This is a genomic window from Nocardia carnea, assembly GCF_029868325.1.
In the GTDB taxonomy this organism is placed as follows: Bacteria; Actinomycetota; Actinomycetes; order Mycobacteriales; family Mycobacteriaceae; genus Nocardia; species Nocardia carnea_C.
The window spans coordinates 1-16702 of sequence record NZ_JARWNW010000284.1 but is presented as its reverse complement, the minus strand read 5'-3'; the positions used below and the strand labels follow the sequence as shown (position 1 = coordinate 16702).

Below are 16702 nucleotides of genomic sequence, written 5' to 3'. Positions count from 1 at the left end.
CCCCCCCCCTCCACCCCCCCCGCGGGGGGGGCCCCCCCCCCCCCCCCCCCCCCCCCCCCCTTCGAGCTTGTTCCGGCCGCCTGTCGCGGCGCGGCGTCAGACGGGGAGCTTGCGGAAGATCGGGCGCGGGATATGGCGCAGGATCATCATCACGTACCGGAACGCGCCGGGCGCCCAGATGAGCTCCTTGCCCTTCTCCGAGGCCGCGACGGCCAGCGCCGCCACTTCTTCCTTGTCCACCGTGAGCGGTGCCTCTTTGGCGCCGGTGGCCTTCCAGTGCTCGATCGTGGTGGTGGTACGCACCTGGCCGGGCCGGATCACCAGCACGCGCGGCCCGAACGGCCGCAGCGCCTCGCCCAGGCCCAGGTAGAAACCGTCCAGCCCGGCCTTGGTGGAGCCGTAGACGAAATTCGAGCGCCGTACCCGCTCACCGGCCGCCGAGGACATGGCGATGATCCGGCCGAAGCCCTGCGCCTTCATCTTTTCGCCGATCAGCACACCCACCGAGACGGCGGCGGTGTAGTTGATCTGCGCGATCTGGACCGCCTTGCGCTGATCCTGCCACAGTTCCTCGGCATTGCCGAGCAACCCGAATGCCACGATCGCCACATCGATATCACCCTCGGCCCAGGCCTTTTCGACAACCTCGGAGTGTGCGGCGGTATCGAGCGCGTCGAAATCGATCACATCGACCCGGCTCGCACCGGCTGCCTTCATCTGGGCGACAGCGGTATCGCGTAGCGGGTCACCGGGCACAACGGCCAGGACCACCCGGGCCGGGCCCTTCTTCAGGTACTCCGCACAGATCGCGAGGCCGATTTCCGAGGTCCCGCCGAACAGCAGAATGGACTGCGGATTGCCTACCGCGTTGATCACTGAAGCTCCAGCCTTCTCGCCATATCGGACATGAATACGCCTGTCGGGTCGACGCTGCGGCGCACCTTGATCCACTCGTCGATCCGGGGATACATCTGGTGGAAGGTTTCGGCGGTGGTGCGCGAATCCTTCCCGGTGTAGAGCCGGCCACCGAATTCCAGGACCCGCCGGTCCAATTCGGTGACGAACTCGTTGAGGCCGGGCACGATCGGGAAGTCCAGGCAGACGTTCCAGCCCGGCATCGGGAAACTCAACGGCGCCTGATTACCTTCACCGAAGTACTTGAACACGTTGAGGAACGAGTAATGCCCGCTGGCCTGGATATCGATGAGGATCTGCTTGAACTCCGCCACCGCCTCCGGCGGCACCACGAACTGGTACTGCAGGAAACCGCGTGAACCGTAGGCGCGGTTCCATTCGCCGAGCATATCGAGCGGATGGTAGAAGGCCGTCAGATTCTGCGGCTTCTGCCGGTAGGTCGCGCCCTTGCGATACCAGACCTCGGTCGCCAGCGTGAAGGTCTTGTTGTTGAGCAGACCGTTCGGGAACACATCCGGGAACGTGAGGAAGGTCTTACCGGTGAACCCGAGCGGATTCTTCTGCAGCTTCTTCGGCAGCTGGTCCAGCTTCGCCAGCGAACCGCGCGAAATCACCGCCCGGCCGAGTTTCGGCATCGGGCTCAGCGCGTCGAACCAGGCGGAGCTGTACTCGTACTTGTCCTCGGAACCGTCGCTGTGGAAGGCGATGGTTTCGTCGAGGCCCGCGGTCACATCACCGTCTGCGATGAAGTACGCGGTTTCGGTCGGGGTCATCTCGATGGTGGCCCGCAGGATGATGCCGGTCAGGCCGCAGCCGCCGACCGTGGCCCAGAACAGTTTGGCGTTCTTCTTGGGGCTGATGGTCTGTACGGTGCCGTCCGCGGTGAGCAGCTGCATCGAGCGCACATGGTTACCGAAACTGCCCGCACTGTGATGGTTCTTACCGTGGATATCGGAACCGATGGCGCCGCCGACGGTGACCTGCCGGGTGCCGGGCAGCACCGGGACCCACAGCCCGAACGGCAGCGCGGCCTTCATCAGCTGATCGAGATTCACGCCCGCGTCGACATCCACCAACCGGCTGTCCCGGTCGATCCGGTGGATCTTGTTCAACGCGGTCATATCGACCACCAGGCCACCCGCGTTCTGCGCGTTGTCGCCATAGGAGCGGCCGAGACCGCGGGCGATCACACCGCGACGCAGATGCGCCGGTTTGCCATCGTTGTCCGTGGCGACCTTGGCGACCGCTTCGGCGATGAGTTCCGGGTCGCTCGTCGAGAGCACCTCGGCGGTGGTCGCGGCGGTACGAGCCCATCCGGCGAGTTTCCGGGTGGTGGTGGGTAGCGCGAACCCGGTAACAGCTGTATCGGGTTCGCCGGCCGCCGGGGTCTCGGTACCGGCCGACTGGGTCGAGGTCGGAGCTTTCGTGGACATCGGGATAGAGGCTACTGCAACACGGCCGCCCCTGCGGCTGTGACTATGTCTTGGCCACCCAGACGTCCCGCGGGCGGGGTTCGGCAAGTAGATTTCGGGCGGTGGCCCCTGAAAGCAATGCTGTAAGCCGGGGACCCCGGGTAGCGCCGGGGGAAACCGGGGATACCTCCCTGTCGTCCGGGGACCAGGTGACCGCCGGTCTCGCGCCGGTGGCCCTCGACGAGGCGAGCACGCACATCGGCCTGAAGACGCAGCTGGTGCGGTTCGTGGCCACCGGTGCGCTCTCGGCAGTGGTCGACTTCGGGCTGTACTGGCTGCTGCTCGAGGTGGCCGGCCTGCCGGTGAATATCGCGAAGGCGATCGGCTTCGTCGCCGGCACCACGACGGCGTATCTGATCAATCGGCGATGGACCTTCAATGCGCCGCCCAGCCGGGCCCGTTTCATCGCTGTGGTCGTGCTCTATGCCCTGACCTTCTGCGTGCAGGTCGGGATCAACTGGGTGTTCTACCAAGCCTTCGACGAAGGGCTGTGGTGGCGGGTGCCGTTGGCTTTCGTGATCGCCCAGGGTACGGCGACGGTTATCAATTTCGTGGTGCAGCGCTTGGTCATCTTCCGGATCCGCTGATCCGGTCCGGCGCCGTTCCCGGCTCGGCGAGGACTTCCGAAACCGGGCCCGGATCGGCGTATCCCTGCCCGGCTCGGCAAGAAGTCCGGCGGTGCGCAGGTACGACGAAAACCCCGGTCGTCCGATGCGGCCGGGGTTGATTACCGTCGACTATCTGTTGTGCCTGCTCAGGCGACGCTGGTCAGCCGGCGCGGGCGCCGGGCGAGGGCGGTACGCACCGCCGCGCCGAGCGCGACCACCGGCGGGATCCAGCGGGCCTCGTCGGGGGAGACGCCCCAGCTGGCCGAACCCGCCGAGAGGTGGGTGGGCGGCAGCGGGATGCCGTCACCGTCGGTGTGCACCACCGCGCCGGCCGCACGCAGCGCCTCGACGGCGCGCTCGGCCTTGCGCATACCGGTGACCAGATGGATTTCGCGGCGCTCGGCGCCCGGAATCTCGATAACCGGACCGGTCAGGTTGTTCGCGCGCAGGTACCGGCGTACCGACGCGGCCAACTCCCCGGTGACCTCGACGGCGGATACGTCGGCATCGGTGATCAGGCACAGGCCGTTGGTCGTTTCGGCGACCGTCCAGCCACGCTGGACGTAGTCCCGCGCAGCCGCGGACTTGGCGCCCGCCGAGACGGAAGTCGAAAACGTCGTACGCACTGTCATCTCCATTCCCCGGTATAGATCAGCTCCGGCTTTCATGGGTCGTATCGGTGCCGGGTCCCCGTGGCGTTACGCCGTTCCAGCGAATTTTTTCGACTGTCGGGTAGGTCTCATTCCTCTCCACAGGGGAATAGCAGTGGCCGGCACCGCTATACCTGGTCACGGTCGGCTTCCCGGGTGGAATCCAGGGAGGATCCCGGTACGGCCAGTGAGTCAGTGGACGAATCCCCCGAGAACCGGCCCGGCGGCAGCCGGGGCGCCTGGGCCGGTGATTTCACCGGCACCGTGGGGCGGCCCATCACGGAACCGCCGCGCAGCGACACTACCGCCGAACCGGCGACTCGGCGAATCCGGCGGAAACCGCGCCGGAGGGCGGGTCCTGGGTAATGCTTCGACGCCGGTCCCGGATCGTCCGGGCGGTCAGCGGTCGCGCAGCCGCGGCGCTGCCGCGTCCTTCGGTGAACGGAGATAGGTGAGCCGCTGCCCGTCGCGACCGGCCGTCGGCCAGTCGATGGCCAGGTCCGGATCGAAGGCGTCCAGATCATGGTCGTATTCGGGGCTGTATTCGAGCGAGCACAGGTAGGTGAGGGTGGAATCGTCGGCCAGCGACAGGACGGCATGCCCGAGCCCCTCGGAGAGGAACACCGAACGCCGGTCGCGGTCGTCGAGCAGCACGCTGTCCCAGCGGCCGAAGGTGGGGGACCCGGCCCGCAGGTCGATCACCACATCCAGGAACGCGCCGCGCACGCAGGTGACGTATTTCGCCTGGCCGGGCGGATCATCGGTGTAGTGGATCCCGCGCAGTACCCCGGCGGCGGATACCGAGGTGTTGACCTGCAGCAGGTCGAACGGCCGGCCGGTGACCTTCTCGAACTCCGAGGCGCGGAAGGTTTCGGCGAAACAGCCGCGATCGTCGCCGTGGACCGTGGGACTGAAGACCCAGGCGCCGGGGACCGACATCTCACTGATCCGCATCTACCTACTCACCAACTCCGTCCGTGCTCGAGCAGATCGAGCAGATACTTACCGTAACCGGAGCGGGTCAGCGGGTCGGCCAGCAGGCACAGTTGTTCGTCGTCGATATAGCCCATCCGCCACGCGACCTCCTCCGGCACGCCGATCTTCAGACCTTGGCGTTCCTCGACGGTGCGCACGTAGTTGGCGGCGTCGAGCAGCGAATCGAAGGTGCCGGTGTCGAGCCACGCGGTGCCCCGTGCCAGCACATCGACACCCAGCCGGCCCGCTTCCAGGTAAGCCCGGTTGATATCGCTGATCTCGTACTCTCCGCGCGCCGACGGGACGAGTCCGCGGGCGATCTCCACCACATCGTTGTCGTAGAAGTACAGCCCGGGCACCACGTAGTTCGAGCGCGGGACCTTCGGTTTCTCCTCGATGGAGATCGCCTTACCGTCGGCGAATTCCACGACACCGTAGGCGCTCGGATCCGAGACCCGGTAGGCGAAGACGGCGCCGCCGTCGATATCGGCGAACCGGTGCAGGCTGGTTCCCAGGCCGGGACCGTGGAAGATGTTGTCGCCCAGCACCAGCGCGGCGGAGTCGCCGCCGATATGGGCGGCGCCGAGCACGAAGGCCTTCGCGATACCGTCGGGAACCGGCTGCACCACATAGCTGATCGAGATGCCGAACTGCGATCCGTCGCCGAGTAGCCGGGTGAAGGATTCGGCGTCCTCGGGGGTGGTGATCACCAGGATGTCCCGGATACCGGCCAGCATGAGGGTGGACAGCGGGTAGTAGACCATCGGCTTGTCGTAGACCGGGACCAGCTGTTTGCTCACCCCGCGCGTGATCGGATGCAACCGTGACCCGGTGCCGCCCGCCAGAATGATTCCGCGCATGTTCGATCAGTGTGCCAGCCCGGATGCGGCGGCGCTCGTGCGGCAGGCTCTCGGGCGTCCGGCGACCACGGGGAGGCGGGGCAGGTCCCGGACCACCGCCACCCGCGGACGGCCCGGCGACGGTGCGGCCGCGACACTTTCGGGCGCGGCGCCGGGTGCGGACGGCCCGGCGGCGGTTTCGTTCCGGCAACATCGGGTACTCGAAGGAAATGAGGGCGTTACATTTTCCGGTCCACGGCGAATTCGAACTTTCGACGCGGATTCGGTAGCGGCCCGATATCTGTGCCGGCGGTGTGGCCGGAGTTTTGCCTGTGAACCGACGCCCTCGTGATTCAGCGAGCTGTAGATGTGGTCGAGAGGGGAGAGGTTTTGTCGATTTCGGCATCAGAATCCAGAGTTCGGAAACCGGATGAAGAGTACAACCCGGATAAAGGTTACGTGGCCTTGCTGGGTTGGAGTTTGAATGCTGTGGAAGCGGTGGATCGTTTCGACCGGCGCTACGTTGTGGTGGCACCGGAGTGGGTGGCGGATTATTGCGCCGAAAACGGCATACCTTATATTCCCTGGAATTTCGAGCGGCTCAACGATCGGTCGATGGAAATCGCCGAGACATTACAGGATATGGGCGTGGACGTTGCCATCCCGATCTTCGAGGAAACCGTCGAATGGGCGGGTGCCATCAACTCGGTACTGATGGACAATCCGCGCCTTTTCGGGCAGGCCATGCTGTTGCGCGACAAAGCGCTGATGAAGCGGCGTGCGCAACTGGGCGGGATCCGCGTCGGAATTTTCGAGGAGGCACACGAACGCGATGATGTGATCCGTTTTCTGAAGCGAGTGAACCAGACCCTGCTGAAACTCGACGGCGACCCCAACGATCCCATTCACGTGAAGGCCTTCGACAAGGCCGGTTGTCTCGGACATCGCGTTATCCGGACCCCGGACGAGATCGATACGATCCCCGACGACGAGTTCCCCGTGCTCATGGAATCACATCTGGACGGCTGGGAATTCGCGGTGGAGGCCTGGATCCACAACGGCCGGATATGCTTCCTGAACATTTCCGAATATGTCACCCTCGGCTATTCTGTTTTCGTCCCCGCGACGCCCGAGCTGGAGAAGTTCCGGCCGGAGATCACCCGCCAGGTCGAACGGCTGGTGAAAACGTTCGATATCGAGTTCGGCTTCGTGCACCCGGAATACTTCGTCACCAGCGACGGCGAGATGTACTTCGGTGAGGTCGCCTACCGGCCGCCCGGGTTCAAGGTGTTCGAACTGCTGGAGCGCTCGTACGGGTTCAATGCCTACCATGCCCTCGTTCTGGCCTTCGACCCGAAGACCACCGACGAAGAGATCGAGAACTTCTTTCCGCGTGAAGTGGAAGATGCGAAAGGGCACGCCGGCTGCTTCGGGGTTTATCCGCGGCGGCGTGTGGTCAGTCAGTTGTCGGTACCCGAGGAAACCGAGGACCACGAATATTTCGAAACCCACGAGCTCGCGGAACCGTTGACGGAAAAGGTGACCAAACGTACCGCGTTCGGCAACCATTGGGGCCTGTTGTACTTCTTCGGTGACGACCCGTACACTTTGCGAGATCTGCTGAAGCGACAGGAAGAGCTCGATTTCTACATCTGATTCGTTCGGCGGTTTCGCGTATGAACGACCCGGGCCCGAAGGCGGTAGCGCAGCGTAACCACGCAGGGCCGTCGCTCATACGCCATAGGCACTGATCACGGGGAGGATCCTCATTTGACCCCACTCAGCGGCGACGGGGCGACCCTCGACAGACGGCTGGCCTTGCTGGATGACGCGACGCAGCTGCTCGCGGACACCAGCGATTTCGGCAAGCACCTGAAACTGTCGAGGGTTCTCGCGGCGCTGCGCCGAGTACTGCTGTTGCCCGGCGGCTGTGCGGCCGTACGGGCACGGGCGGCGCGGCTGGAATCGGCCGGGCTGTTCCGCGGTACGGATTGGGCGCAACCGCAGATTCTGATCCCTTCGCTGAGCACCGGTTCGCTGCGCAGCGCCAACGCCGACACCGTGGTGCTGGAGACGGTGAGCAATCTGCGGCTGCTGGCGGTGGCCAAGGGCGAGTACGTGCACCCGATGATCTCCGCCGAACAGGCGAACCATCATCTGTCCCAGGTGCTGGCCATGAACCTGACCCTGCTGTTCACGCCCCCCACCGAGGCGGAGCGGGCGCAGCAGGGCCGGATGGCCCAGGTTTCGCGGGAGCTGCTGCGCCATCTCGTCGAGGAGATCGGCTACGAGAAGGTGCTGGAGAACCTGGTCGACGAGATCTGGCGGATCCTGCGGCAGCGTCCGATCCAGGTGGAACCGGTGAAGCGGATGATCACCCAGATCGCCGTCGCCCGGACCAACCCCGATATCGACCTGGGCGCCGCCGGGCTCGGTGCCGACCGGTTGATCAGCAGCCTCTACGGCACCACCGAGGCGTGCCGGGAGGATCCGGGTGTCGAGGTCTACCGGGAGCGCCTGGAAACCATGGACGACAGTGCGCTGGCGTACGAGACCGCGGGTTTCGCCCGGTCCATGCACGACACCGGCCTGGTCTCCCCGTATCACGCGGTGCTGGTGCGTTTCCTGCTCGGCAAGGGGGAGTACCTGCTGGGGGAGGCGCTGGGCCTTTCCAGCACCGGCCGCGAATGCCTGCTGTGCTACCACGAACTGGTACGCCGTCTCATCGCCGACGCCGTACATGTCGAAACCGCGCAGTGCATCTACGGGATCGCCCTGCTGCTGGAACGCGGAATCCTCTATCAGCCACCGGTCGCTCCGGCGTTGTGGCGGCAGCTCGCGCTGCAGCTGTCGCCGTATTCGGCCGAACGGCTCACCCAGGCGTTCGGCCCCGAACCGGACCCGCATGCCCGCCTGCTCGCGGGCATGCTGTCCATCCTGGGGCTGCCACTCGGTGTCGGTCAGGGCGACAACCCCACCTGTCAGTCGGCCCGCGCGCTGTCGATGTGGGCCTACAACGACCCCGACTATCTGCTGCAGACACTGGCGTGGGCGGCGCGCGACGACGAGGTCGTCATGCATTTCGAGGGCCGGCCCATCTCCTCGCGCGACAGCGTGGGCGGGGTCGCCACGAAACTTCCGGTCGATCTGGACCCGGTGTCGCTGCTGGTGGTGCCGCATCTGGACCGTATCTATGCGGAAATGGGCCGGCAATGCGCCGATCGCGAGGGTGATCCGCACCGCTGGGTGAACCCGGAGTTCCACGGCTGGTGGTCGGGCCGGGGCTTCCGGATCAACGTCGATGTGGCCACCGGGCAGCTCACCGATCTGGACGAGTTCCTGCGCCACTTCTATGCCAGTTACCACCCGTTCCACAACGGCAACCAGCCGTTGATCCACCCGCAGCCGGCCGGGGTCGCGGTGACCGACAGCGCCGCGCGGTTCGTGGGCTGGCATGCGATCACCATCCTGCGGGTCGCACTGGATCCACAGGATCGGATGCGGGTCTATTTCTACAACCCGAACAACGACAGCGGTCAGGACTGGGGCGACGGGGTCGTGGTGGGCACGGCCGGCCACGGCGAACGCTTCGGTGAGGCGTCGCTGCCGTTCGAACAGTTCGCCTCCCGGCTCTATATCTTCCATTTCGACCCGCTCGAACCGGGTGAACTGGCCTCGGTGGACCGCACCGAACTGGACCGGGTCGTCGGCTATGTGCACCGCAGTTGGGGGGCGGATCGGCTGCCCGCGTGAACTGCGTACCGGGACGTAGAGTGGACGGGTGCGTCTTCTCGTGACCGGTGGGGCCGGGTTCATCGGAGCCAACTTCGTCCAGCAGACCGTCACCGAACGGCCGGAGGTGACGGTCACCGTTCTGGATGCGCTCACCTATGCCGGTAACCGTTCCTCGCTGGACCCGGTGGCCGACCGCATCGATTTCGTGCACGGGGATATCGCGGATCTCGACCTGGTCGACGAACTGGTCAGCGGGGTGGACGCGGTGGTTCATTTCGCCGCCGAATCGCATAACGACAATTCCCTGACCGAACCGTGGCCGTTCGTGCAGACCAATATCGTCGGCACCTACGCCCTGCTGCAGGCCGTGCGCCGCCACGATGTGCGCTACCACCATGTGTCCACCGACGAGGTCTACGGTGATCTCGCCCCCGGCGATCCCGCGTTCACCGAACGCACGCCGTACAACCCGTCGAGTCCCTATTCGGCGACGAAGGCGTCCGGCGATATGTTGGTCCGCGCGTGGGTGCGGTCCTTCGGGATTCGCGCCACCCTGTCGAACTGCTCCAACAACTACGGGCCGTATCAGCATGTCGAGAAGTTCATTCCACGCCAGATCACCAATCTGATCGACGGCGTGCGGCCGCGACTGTACGGCGGCGGACAGCAGATCCGCGACTGGATCCACGTGGACGATCACAACCGCGCCGTCTGGGATGTGCTGGAACGCGGCCGGATCGGCCAGACGTATTTGATCGGCGCGGACGGCGAACTCGGCAACCGCACCGTGGTCGAACTACTGCTGGCCGAATTCGGTCGCGCTCCCGATGATTTCGATTTCGTCACCGACCGTGCCGGGCACGATCAGCGCTATGCCATCGATGCGAGCACGCTCCGCGACGAACTCGGCTGGCGCCCCCGCTACGCGGACTTCCGGACCGGCCTGGCCGCCACCGTAGCCTGGTACCGGGACAACGAATCCTGGTGGCGCCCGGTCAAAGCGGCCACCGAACGCGCCTACGCCGAAGCCGGTGAACGGACCATCGCCGCCCCCTGATCTCGCGACTGGAGGCGGCGAAATGGACACCTAGGCCCAGACGTAGATGTGGTACTTCGCAACCGTCGCGACCAGCGCGATCGTCGCCGCGACCACGATCGTCACCGCGGCACCCCGCCCCGGCGCGCGGTCCTCGGGGCCGCGTAGCCGCAGCGGCATCCAGCGCAGCAACACCGCCAACGTCACGATGGCCAGCGGAATGAAGTACCGGCCCTGGACGCCGTCGATGATGTAGTAGCCGACCGGCGTGAACGACATGTACAGCGTTACGTAGATCATCGCGACACTGGCGGCCATGGTCAGCGCGACCACCAGTGTCCGCCGGAAATCCGGGTGGGCGAAGCGTTCGGCCGTCCCGACACTCACGGCGAGGGCAAGCAGGCAGGCCACGATCGCGGTGGCGGGCACGTTCACGTAGGCGAAGCCGAGTTCGCCGAAGAACTCGGTGAACCATTCGTGGTCGCGGCGCAGAATGCTTTCCCAGAAGGTTCGCAGGAAACCGAACGGGTCGGTCAGGATGCCGATCAACTGTTCGCCGGTATCGACCGTGTACCACTGGTGCTGCGGGCGCATCAGGCTGGTGCCCTCGCCGGTCGGTGCCGCGATCTTCATCCACACCGCGAACCCGGCGGCGCCCACGGCGGCGCAGGCCCAGGTGATCCACCGGCGCCACCCGGTCAGGCCCATTCGCTCGGCCGGAATCAGTACCACCAGCATGGCCAGCAGGATGTAGGTCGGTTTGCACAGCGGCAGCAGAACGGCGCAGGCCATCACCGCGCACGTTTCGGCGCGACCCAGCCGGTCCCCGAGGAACAGGCCTTTCACCAACAGTGCGGAGACCAGCAGGGCCAGCGCGTTGGTGAGGGTGTCGGCGGTGATGGTGCCGGCCTGGAACACCGCGATCGGCAGAACGGCCACGGTGAACGCCAGCCATTGGATGCGGTGCGCCCGCAGCGCCCACAGCGCGAAACCGACCACCAGCAGGTAAGAGGCCAGTCCGGCGAGCCTGGTGAGGCGTACCAGGGTGCCCGTATCGGCACCGACGAGGTCGGCGGCCCAGATACCGATTGCGTTCGGGATGTAGGGCACCGCCGAATATGCCGCGGTATTGGTGAACCACACCGTTTTCCGCTCATCGGTGACCGGTGCATCGCTCAGCCGCTGGTAGGTGCCGGGGTCGGCGACGAGGGGAAAGGGCTCACCCGGGTTGTGGGTGTAATCGTCGAGCGCGAAGCCCATGAGCGCCTCCACGGAGGCCGGTACTTCACCGCCGTAGGCGATACCGCGGTCGTCTTCGATTTCGGTGGGGCCCAGCCCGCCCTGCGATACCTGGTAGGCGCGGCCGAACTGGGTGAGTTCGTCGTGGCCCCAGAACGGTGGGCTCATCACCGCGAACACCAGGCCGAAGATCCCGGCGAGCAGGAGGAAGGCGACGGTCGCCGGGCCGGCCCGGTGGATCACGGCGCGACCGGCGCGGGCCGGAGCGGACAGGGGTTTGCTGCCCGCGGCCCGCTCGTTTGCGGCGGGACGGGTCTCGGTATCGGCGGTCAACGGACGTCCCCGGCCACAGGATCCGGCTGGGGTTCGCCGGTCGAAGCGGCCGGTTGCGCCGCGGTCGGCGCCTCATAGCGCAGGTAGATCAGCCGGGCGGCTTCGTGCCGGGAGCGGCGGATACCGTCCAGGATCAGGCCTGCGGTCCAGGCGAGGAATCCCACCAGCAGCAGTGTGCACGCCAGGAAGAGGGTGGGGAAGCGCGGCACGGTATGGGATTCGTAGTATTCCGCGATGATCGGGATGGTCAATACCACCGAGACGATCCAGCTGAGTGTCCCGAACAGGCCGTAGAACGCGACCGGCCGCTCGTGCCGGGCCAGGCCGAAGATCAGGGCGAGGATTTTGAATCCGTCGTGGTAGGTGCGTAATTTGCTCTCACTGCCTGCGGGCCGATCCCGGAAGCCGACGGGCACCGCGGCCTTGGGAACGCGCAAATGCAGCGAGTGCACGGTGAGTTCGGTTTCGATTTCGAATTCCCGGGATACGGCGGGAAAACTCTTGACGAAGCGGCGGGAGAACACCCGGAACCCGCTCAGCATATCCTCGACGTTTTCGCCGAAAACCTTGCCGACCACGCCGTTGAGGACTCGGTTACCGGTTTCGTGGCCGGCCCGGTAGGCCGATCCGCCCACATCCTGCTTCCGGACGCCGAGCACATGATCGAAGGGGCCGGAGAGCAGGGTTTCGATCATTTGCGGGGCCGCGGCCGCATCGTAGGTGTCGTCGCCGTCGATCATGAGGTACACATCGGCCTCGATATCGGCGAAGGCGCGGCGTACGACATTGCCCTTGCCCTTGGCCAGTTCCTTGCGCACGATGGCGCCGGCGGCCTGTGCCTTCTCGACCGTGGCATCGGTGCTGAGATTGTCGTACACGTACACGACGATCCCGGGCACCGCGGCCTTCAGGTCGGTGACGACCTTGGCGACCGACGCTTCTTCGTTGTGGCACGGAACCACGGCGGCAACGCGCAGAACGGTGGACTCCACCTGGTCAAATCCTCGAAATCGATGGATATGGGAACACCGGGAGAGTACCGGGTCGGTGTCGTGGGCGATGGCTCAGGTCACTACGGTACCGTCGGCGCGTGTCATCTGGTGAGTCGTCGGCCGTGGTCGACACCGGCGCGCCTGCCCCTCGTTCGCTCGTCGCACGGGTGCGTGCCGGGTTACGGCAGAGCGCGGCGTTCCTGGTGGTCGGGGTGATCGGGTTCCTGGTCGATGCCGGCACCTACAACCTGCTGGTGTTCAACTTCGGCGCCTGGGGCGGCGAGGGGGTGATGTTCCACGTCCCGCTGCCCGCGAAGATCATCGCGATCGCGGTGGCGACCGTGGTCACCTACTTCGGCAACAAATGGTGGACGTTCTCGCATAAGCAAACCGGTAGCCCGGCCCGCGAATACGTGATGTACGCGCTGATCAATGTGATCGCCATCGGGCTGCAGCTGGGTTGCCTGGGTTTCTCCCGGTATGTGCTGGATCTGTCCACTCCGCTGGCCGACAATATTTCTGGAACGCTGATAGGTCAGATCGTCGCGGTGGTGTTCCGGTATTGGGCTTACGACAAGTTCGTGTTTACGGGCGAAGGCGATAGGGAAACGACCGAACGGGCGACCGGCGTGGCTGATTGATATTCTCGGGCCCGCCGCGAACCGTATTCCGGGACATGTCGGTCCCGTCGGCATATAAGGATTTCGAGGACTTCATGGACCAGTCGGCTATGCAGGCCGTTAGCGAGACGAACGAACACTCGGCGGTCGCGCCGGAGTCGCTGCGCGCCGAACACCACCGGGCACCGGACCGGCTGGTGCTCGCCCGGGGCATCTTCACCGGACCGTCACCCAAGATCAGCGACGAGCTGTACGCGGTGGTCAAGGGCGGCCGCGCCACCCGCGATCGGCTGAGCCTGCACCTGGAAAAGGGTGCCACCGCACACACCAACACCTATTTCGGCCGTTTCGCCGCCAGCTATTGGCAGCGCTGGACCGTGGTGACCGAAGTGCAGGCGACCATGACCCTGCACGTCGGCAAACACGCCAGAGTGCGGATCGTTGCCTCCGATATCGCCGGGCACCGCCGCATCGTCGGCAGCACCGAGACCACCACCAGCGGCTCGGTGACCCTGACCGCGCCACTGGACCAATTCGTCGACGGCGGGGCGCTCTGGCTCGAATTCGATGCCGTCGGCGGGGAACTGGCCGTTTCGGACCTCACCTGGACCGCCCCGGCGCCCGATACCGTCCGCCCGGTGGCCATCGCCATCTGCACCTTCAACCGCGCCCAGGACTGCGCCGAAACCGTCGCGGCACTGGCCTCCGACGAGACGGTGCTCGGCGCCCTCGACGCGGTGTACGTGGTGGACCAGGGCACCGATCTGGTGGAGAACCAGCCGCGATACCAGGAAACCCGGCCCGCGCTCGGCGCGAAACTGCGCTATATCCGCCAGCCCAACCTGGGCGGCGCCGGCGGTTTCACTCGCGGGCTGTACGAGGTGTCGGCGGCCAACGAACACGCCGACGTCATCCTCATGGACGACGATATTCTCTGTGAACCCGAAACCGTGCTGCGGTTGCAGGCCTTCGCCAACCTCACCGTGGAACCGACCCTGGTCGGCGCCCAGATGCTGTTCCTGCTCAACCCCGATTACCTCAACGTCGGCGCCGAGGATGTGCACCTGGACAAGCTGATGCACGGCCAGAAGGTGCCCAAGGCGCTGCGCAACACCAGCATGCTGAAGAAGAACCAGGAACGCCGCGTCGACGCCGGCTACAACGCCTGGTGGACCTGCCTGATCCCGGCCGAGGTCGTGAAGAAGATCGGGCTGCCGCTGCCGATCTTCTTCCAGTGGGACGATGTGGAGTACGGTGTCCGCGCCCGCGAGCACGGGTTCGTCACGGTCACCCTGCCGAATGCGGCGGTCTGGCACGCGGACTTCTATTGGAAGGATTTCGACGACTGGGCCCGCTACTTCAGCACCCGTAACTCGCTGATCGTCAGCGCCATGCACACCGACCTGGATGCCGGCACCGTCTCCCGGCAGCTGCTCCGCAATATCTCGGAGTACCTGGTCGGGATGCAGTACGGTCTCGCCCACACCACACTGCAGGGTATCGAGGACTTCCTGCAGGGGCCGCAGATCCTGCACGACGGCGGCACCGAGGTACTGCGCCGGGCCCGCACCAGCCGCGCCGACTACCCCGAAACCGTGAAACATCCGGCCGCCACCCCGACGGTGAACTCCGCCGATATCCGGATACGCCGGGCCGGTGGCGAACCGAGCCGGCTACTGGCGGTACTGATCAAACGTGCGATCCAGCAGTGGACCGGCCGGGTGCAGTACGGGCTCATGGGAGTGACCCGCGAGGACGCGCACTGGTGGCATGTCTCGCTGTTCGATCATGTGGTCGTCACCGACGCCTCGCAGTCGGGGGTGCGGGTGCGTAAACGCGACAAGGCGCGGGCGCGCGCCCTGCTGCTGCGCACGCTGCGGGTCCTGCGCCGGTTGCGCAAGGAACTGCCGACGCTGCAGGAGCGCTACCGCAGCGCCCATGCCGAACTCACCAGCCGCGAGAACTGGGAGCGGTTGTACGGCATCAACGGAAAATGAGCTGATCACGGGTGGAACCGGGGCGTTCCACCCGTAACAGTCGATATTCGCGCGCGCCGCGCTCCGCAGTAGCCGGTTGGTCAGCGGCCGTGGCGCGCATGCGTCCACTAGCTCGTCGAGGGGTGCGAGTGCCGCAGTGTGCGGACTCGTCCTGCGACCCCGCCGGCCGAGCTCGGCCCACTACGCCCGGCGGTCAGGGCGCCGGTCGTCCAGTACGCTGGAGACCGCGCCGGTCGGCCACCGGCCTCGAAGCGCACCGTGCGGCCGGGATAACCCCGGCGACCTCACCCCACTCGTTTGGACGTGGCAGTCGGTAGCAGCAGTCCGTCTGCCGGGCGAGGGTCACCGCCGCGGCGCGGCGAGTGGGCCGACTGTGATCAGAGGAAGAGGTCGGTGGTGAGCGGGCCGTCGCCGGGGGTTACGCGGTACTTGTCGAGGTCGGTGATGCCGTGGGCGGCCAGTACCTCGTCGTCGATGAAGAAATTGCCGGTGGTTTCGGCGCCCGGTGAGGTGAGCACCAGGTAGGCCGCGTCGGCGTAGATATCCGGGGTCCGGGAGGTGCTCACCATCTCGTCACCGCCGAGGAGATTGCGCACCGCGGCGGTGGCGATGGTGGTGCGTGGCCACAGCGAATTCACGCCGATACCGTCGGATTTCAGTTCCTCGGCCAGGCCCAGCGTGGTCAGCGACATACCGTACTTGGCGATCGTGTAGCCCAGGGAGGAACCTGCCCATTTCGGGTCCAGGTTCAGTGGTGGCGACAGGGTGAGGATATGCGGATTACGTCCGGCGGACGCGGATTTGCGCAGCTCCGGAATGCAGAGTTTGGAGAGCAGGAAACTGCCGCGGCAGTTGATGTCCTGCATCAGGTCGTACTTCTTCATCGCCAGCGCGTCGGTGGGGGACAGGTCGATGGCGGAGGCGTTGTTCACCACCATATCGATCCCGCCGAAACGTTCGGTGGTCTGCCGGACGGCTTCGGCCACCGAATCGTCGAGCCGGATATCACCGACGAACGGCAGCACCGTACCGCCCGCGGCCTCGATCTCGGCCGCCGCGGTGTGGATGGTGCCGGGCAGTTTGGGATGCGGCTGATCGGTTTTGGCGATCAAGGTGATATTCGCGCCGTCGGCGCCGGCCCGCTTGGCGATCTCCAGGCCGATGCCCCGGCTGCCGCCGGACATGATCATCGTCCGCCCGCGCAGTGGTTTGTCTCCCGTTGCCGTCATACCCTGCCCCTTTTGTCGTAGCGGCCGCCGCCCAGCGGTTCACCACATGGTCGGCGCATGCG

General features: G+C 65.8%; 14 protein-coding genes. 6 read left to right on the top strand and 8 right to left on the bottom strand.

Going from position 1 to position 16702, the window contains the following annotated elements; genetic code table 11:
* Nucleotides 1–96: 96 nt before the first annotated feature.
* A complete protein-coding gene (locus tag QH196_RS27375) occupies nt 97–876 on the bottom strand; it encodes a decaprenylphospho-beta-D-erythro-pentofuranosid-2-ulose 2-reductase (RefSeq protein WP_280418720.1) in 780 nt (259 codons plus the stop codon).
* Nucleotides 873–2348 (bottom strand): FAD-binding oxidoreductase, encoded by a 1476-nt coding sequence (locus tag QH196_RS27370; RefSeq protein WP_280418719.1) that lies wholly within the window; start codon nt 2346–2348, stop codon nt 873–875. Before QH196_RS27370 ends, QH196_RS27375 begins: the two co-directional genes overlap by 4 nt.
* A 188-nt stretch (nt 2349–2536) precedes the next feature.
* Between QH196_RS27370 and QH196_RS27365 the strand changes: the two genes are divergently transcribed.
* Nucleotides 2537–2974 (top strand): GtrA family protein, encoded by a 438-nt coding sequence (locus tag QH196_RS27365; RefSeq protein WP_280418718.1) that lies wholly within the window; start codon nt 2537–2539, stop codon nt 2972–2974.
* Between the two features lie 167 nt (nt 2975–3141).
* Here the strand turns inward: QH196_RS27365 and QH196_RS27360 are convergent, their stop codons facing one another.
* The 3 genes from QH196_RS27360 to rfbA all read right to left on the bottom strand — a co-directional run bounded on the left by QH196_RS27360 (nt 3142) and on the right by rfbA (nt 5480).
* A complete protein-coding gene (locus QH196_RS27360; protein WP_280418717.1) occupies nt 3142–3621 on the bottom strand; it encodes a hypothetical protein in 480 nt (159 codons plus the stop codon).
* Between the two features lie 423 nt (nt 3622–4044).
* A complete protein-coding gene (locus QH196_RS27355; protein WP_280418716.1) occupies nt 4045–4599 on the bottom strand; it encodes a dTDP-4-dehydrorhamnose 3,5-epimerase family protein in 555 nt (184 codons plus the stop codon).
* A gap of 8 nt (nt 4600–4607) precedes the next feature.
* A complete protein-coding gene (rfbA, locus tag QH196_RS27350) occupies nt 4608–5480 on the bottom strand; it encodes a glucose-1-phosphate thymidylyltransferase RfbA (protein WP_280418715.1) in 873 nt (290 codons plus the stop codon).
* A 594-nt stretch (nt 5481–6074) separates the two neighbouring features.
* Here rfbA and QH196_RS27345 point away from each other — a divergent pair.
* The 3 genes from QH196_RS27345 to rfbB all read left to right on the top strand — a co-directional run bounded on the left by QH196_RS27345 (nt 6075) and on the right by rfbB (nt 10251).
* A complete protein-coding gene (locus tag QH196_RS27345) occupies nt 6075–7115 on the top strand; it encodes an ATP-grasp domain-containing protein (protein WP_280418721.1) in 1041 nt (346 codons plus the stop codon).
* 114 nt (nt 7116–7229) lie between these two features.
* Entirely contained in the window at nt 7230–9212 is a 1983-nt protein-coding gene (locus QH196_RS27340) for a hypothetical protein (RefSeq protein ID WP_280418714.1), read from the top strand.
* A gap of 28 nt (nt 9213–9240) precedes the next feature.
* Nucleotides 9241–10251 carry a dTDP-glucose 4,6-dehydratase gene (gene rfbB / locus QH196_RS27335; RefSeq protein ID WP_280418713.1) on the top strand — a complete coding sequence of 337 codons (1011 nt, stop codon included), beginning with the start codon at nt 9241–9243 and terminating at the stop codon, nt 10249–10251.
* Nucleotides 10252–10281: 30 nt separating this feature from the next.
* Here rfbB and QH196_RS27330 read toward each other — a convergent pair whose 3' ends face one another.
* Both QH196_RS27330 and QH196_RS27325 read right to left on the bottom strand, forming a co-directional pair.
* Nucleotides 10282–11802 (bottom strand): DUF2142 domain-containing protein, encoded by a 1521-nt coding sequence (locus QH196_RS27330; RefSeq protein ID WP_280418712.1) that lies wholly within the window; start codon nt 11800–11802, stop codon nt 10282–10284.
* Nucleotides 11799–12794, bottom strand: a complete 996-nt coding sequence (locus QH196_RS27325; RefSeq protein ID WP_280418711.1) for a glycosyltransferase — start codon at nt 12792–12794, stop codon at nt 11799–11801. The genes QH196_RS27330 and QH196_RS27325 overlap by 4 nt, the downstream gene beginning before the upstream one ends.
* 98 nt (nt 12795–12892) lie before the next feature.
* Here QH196_RS27325 and QH196_RS27320 point away from each other — a divergent pair, with 98 nt between their 5' ends.
* Both QH196_RS27320 and QH196_RS27315 read left to right on the top strand, forming a co-directional pair.
* Nucleotides 12893–13435, top strand: coding sequence for a GtrA family protein (locus tag QH196_RS27320; protein ID WP_280418710.1), 543 nt, complete (start codon nt 12893–12895; stop codon nt 13433–13435).
* Between the two features lie 74 nt (nt 13436–13509).
* A complete protein-coding gene (locus QH196_RS27315; RefSeq protein ID WP_280418709.1) occupies nt 13510–15411 on the top strand; it encodes a glycosyltransferase in 1902 nt (633 codons plus the stop codon).
* Nucleotides 15412–15788: 377 nt separating this feature from the next.
* On the opposite strand, the gene QH196_RS27310 is transcribed toward QH196_RS27315, so the two are convergent.
* A complete protein-coding gene (locus QH196_RS27310; RefSeq protein ID WP_280418708.1) occupies nt 15789–16640 on the bottom strand; it encodes an SDR family oxidoreductase in 852 nt (283 codons plus the stop codon).
* Nucleotides 16641–16702: the final 62 nt, after the last annotated feature.

Coding starts and splice junctions, on each gene's coding strand:
- QH196_RS27355 (WP_280418716.1), bottom strand. CDS start 4,599: ATGCGGATCAGTGAGATGTCGGTCCCCGGCGCCTGGGTCTTCAGTCCC.
- QH196_RS27370 (WP_280418719.1), bottom strand. CDS start 2,348: ATGTCCACGAAAGCTCCGACCTCGACCCAGTCGGCCGGTACCGAGACC.
- QH196_RS27345 (WP_280418721.1), top strand. CDS start 6,075: ATGGAAATCGCCGAGACATTACAGGATATGGGCGTGGACGTTGCCATC.
- QH196_RS27310 (WP_280418708.1), bottom strand. CDS start 16,640: ATGACGGCAACGGGAGACAAACCACTGCGCGGGCGGACGATGATCATG.
- QH196_RS27315 (WP_280418709.1), top strand. CDS start 13,510: ATGGACCAGTCGGCTATGCAGGCCGTTAGCGAGACGAACGAACACTCG.
- rfbA (WP_280418715.1), bottom strand. CDS start 5,480: ATGCGCGGAATCATTCTGGCGGGCGGCACCGGGTCACGGTTGCATCCG.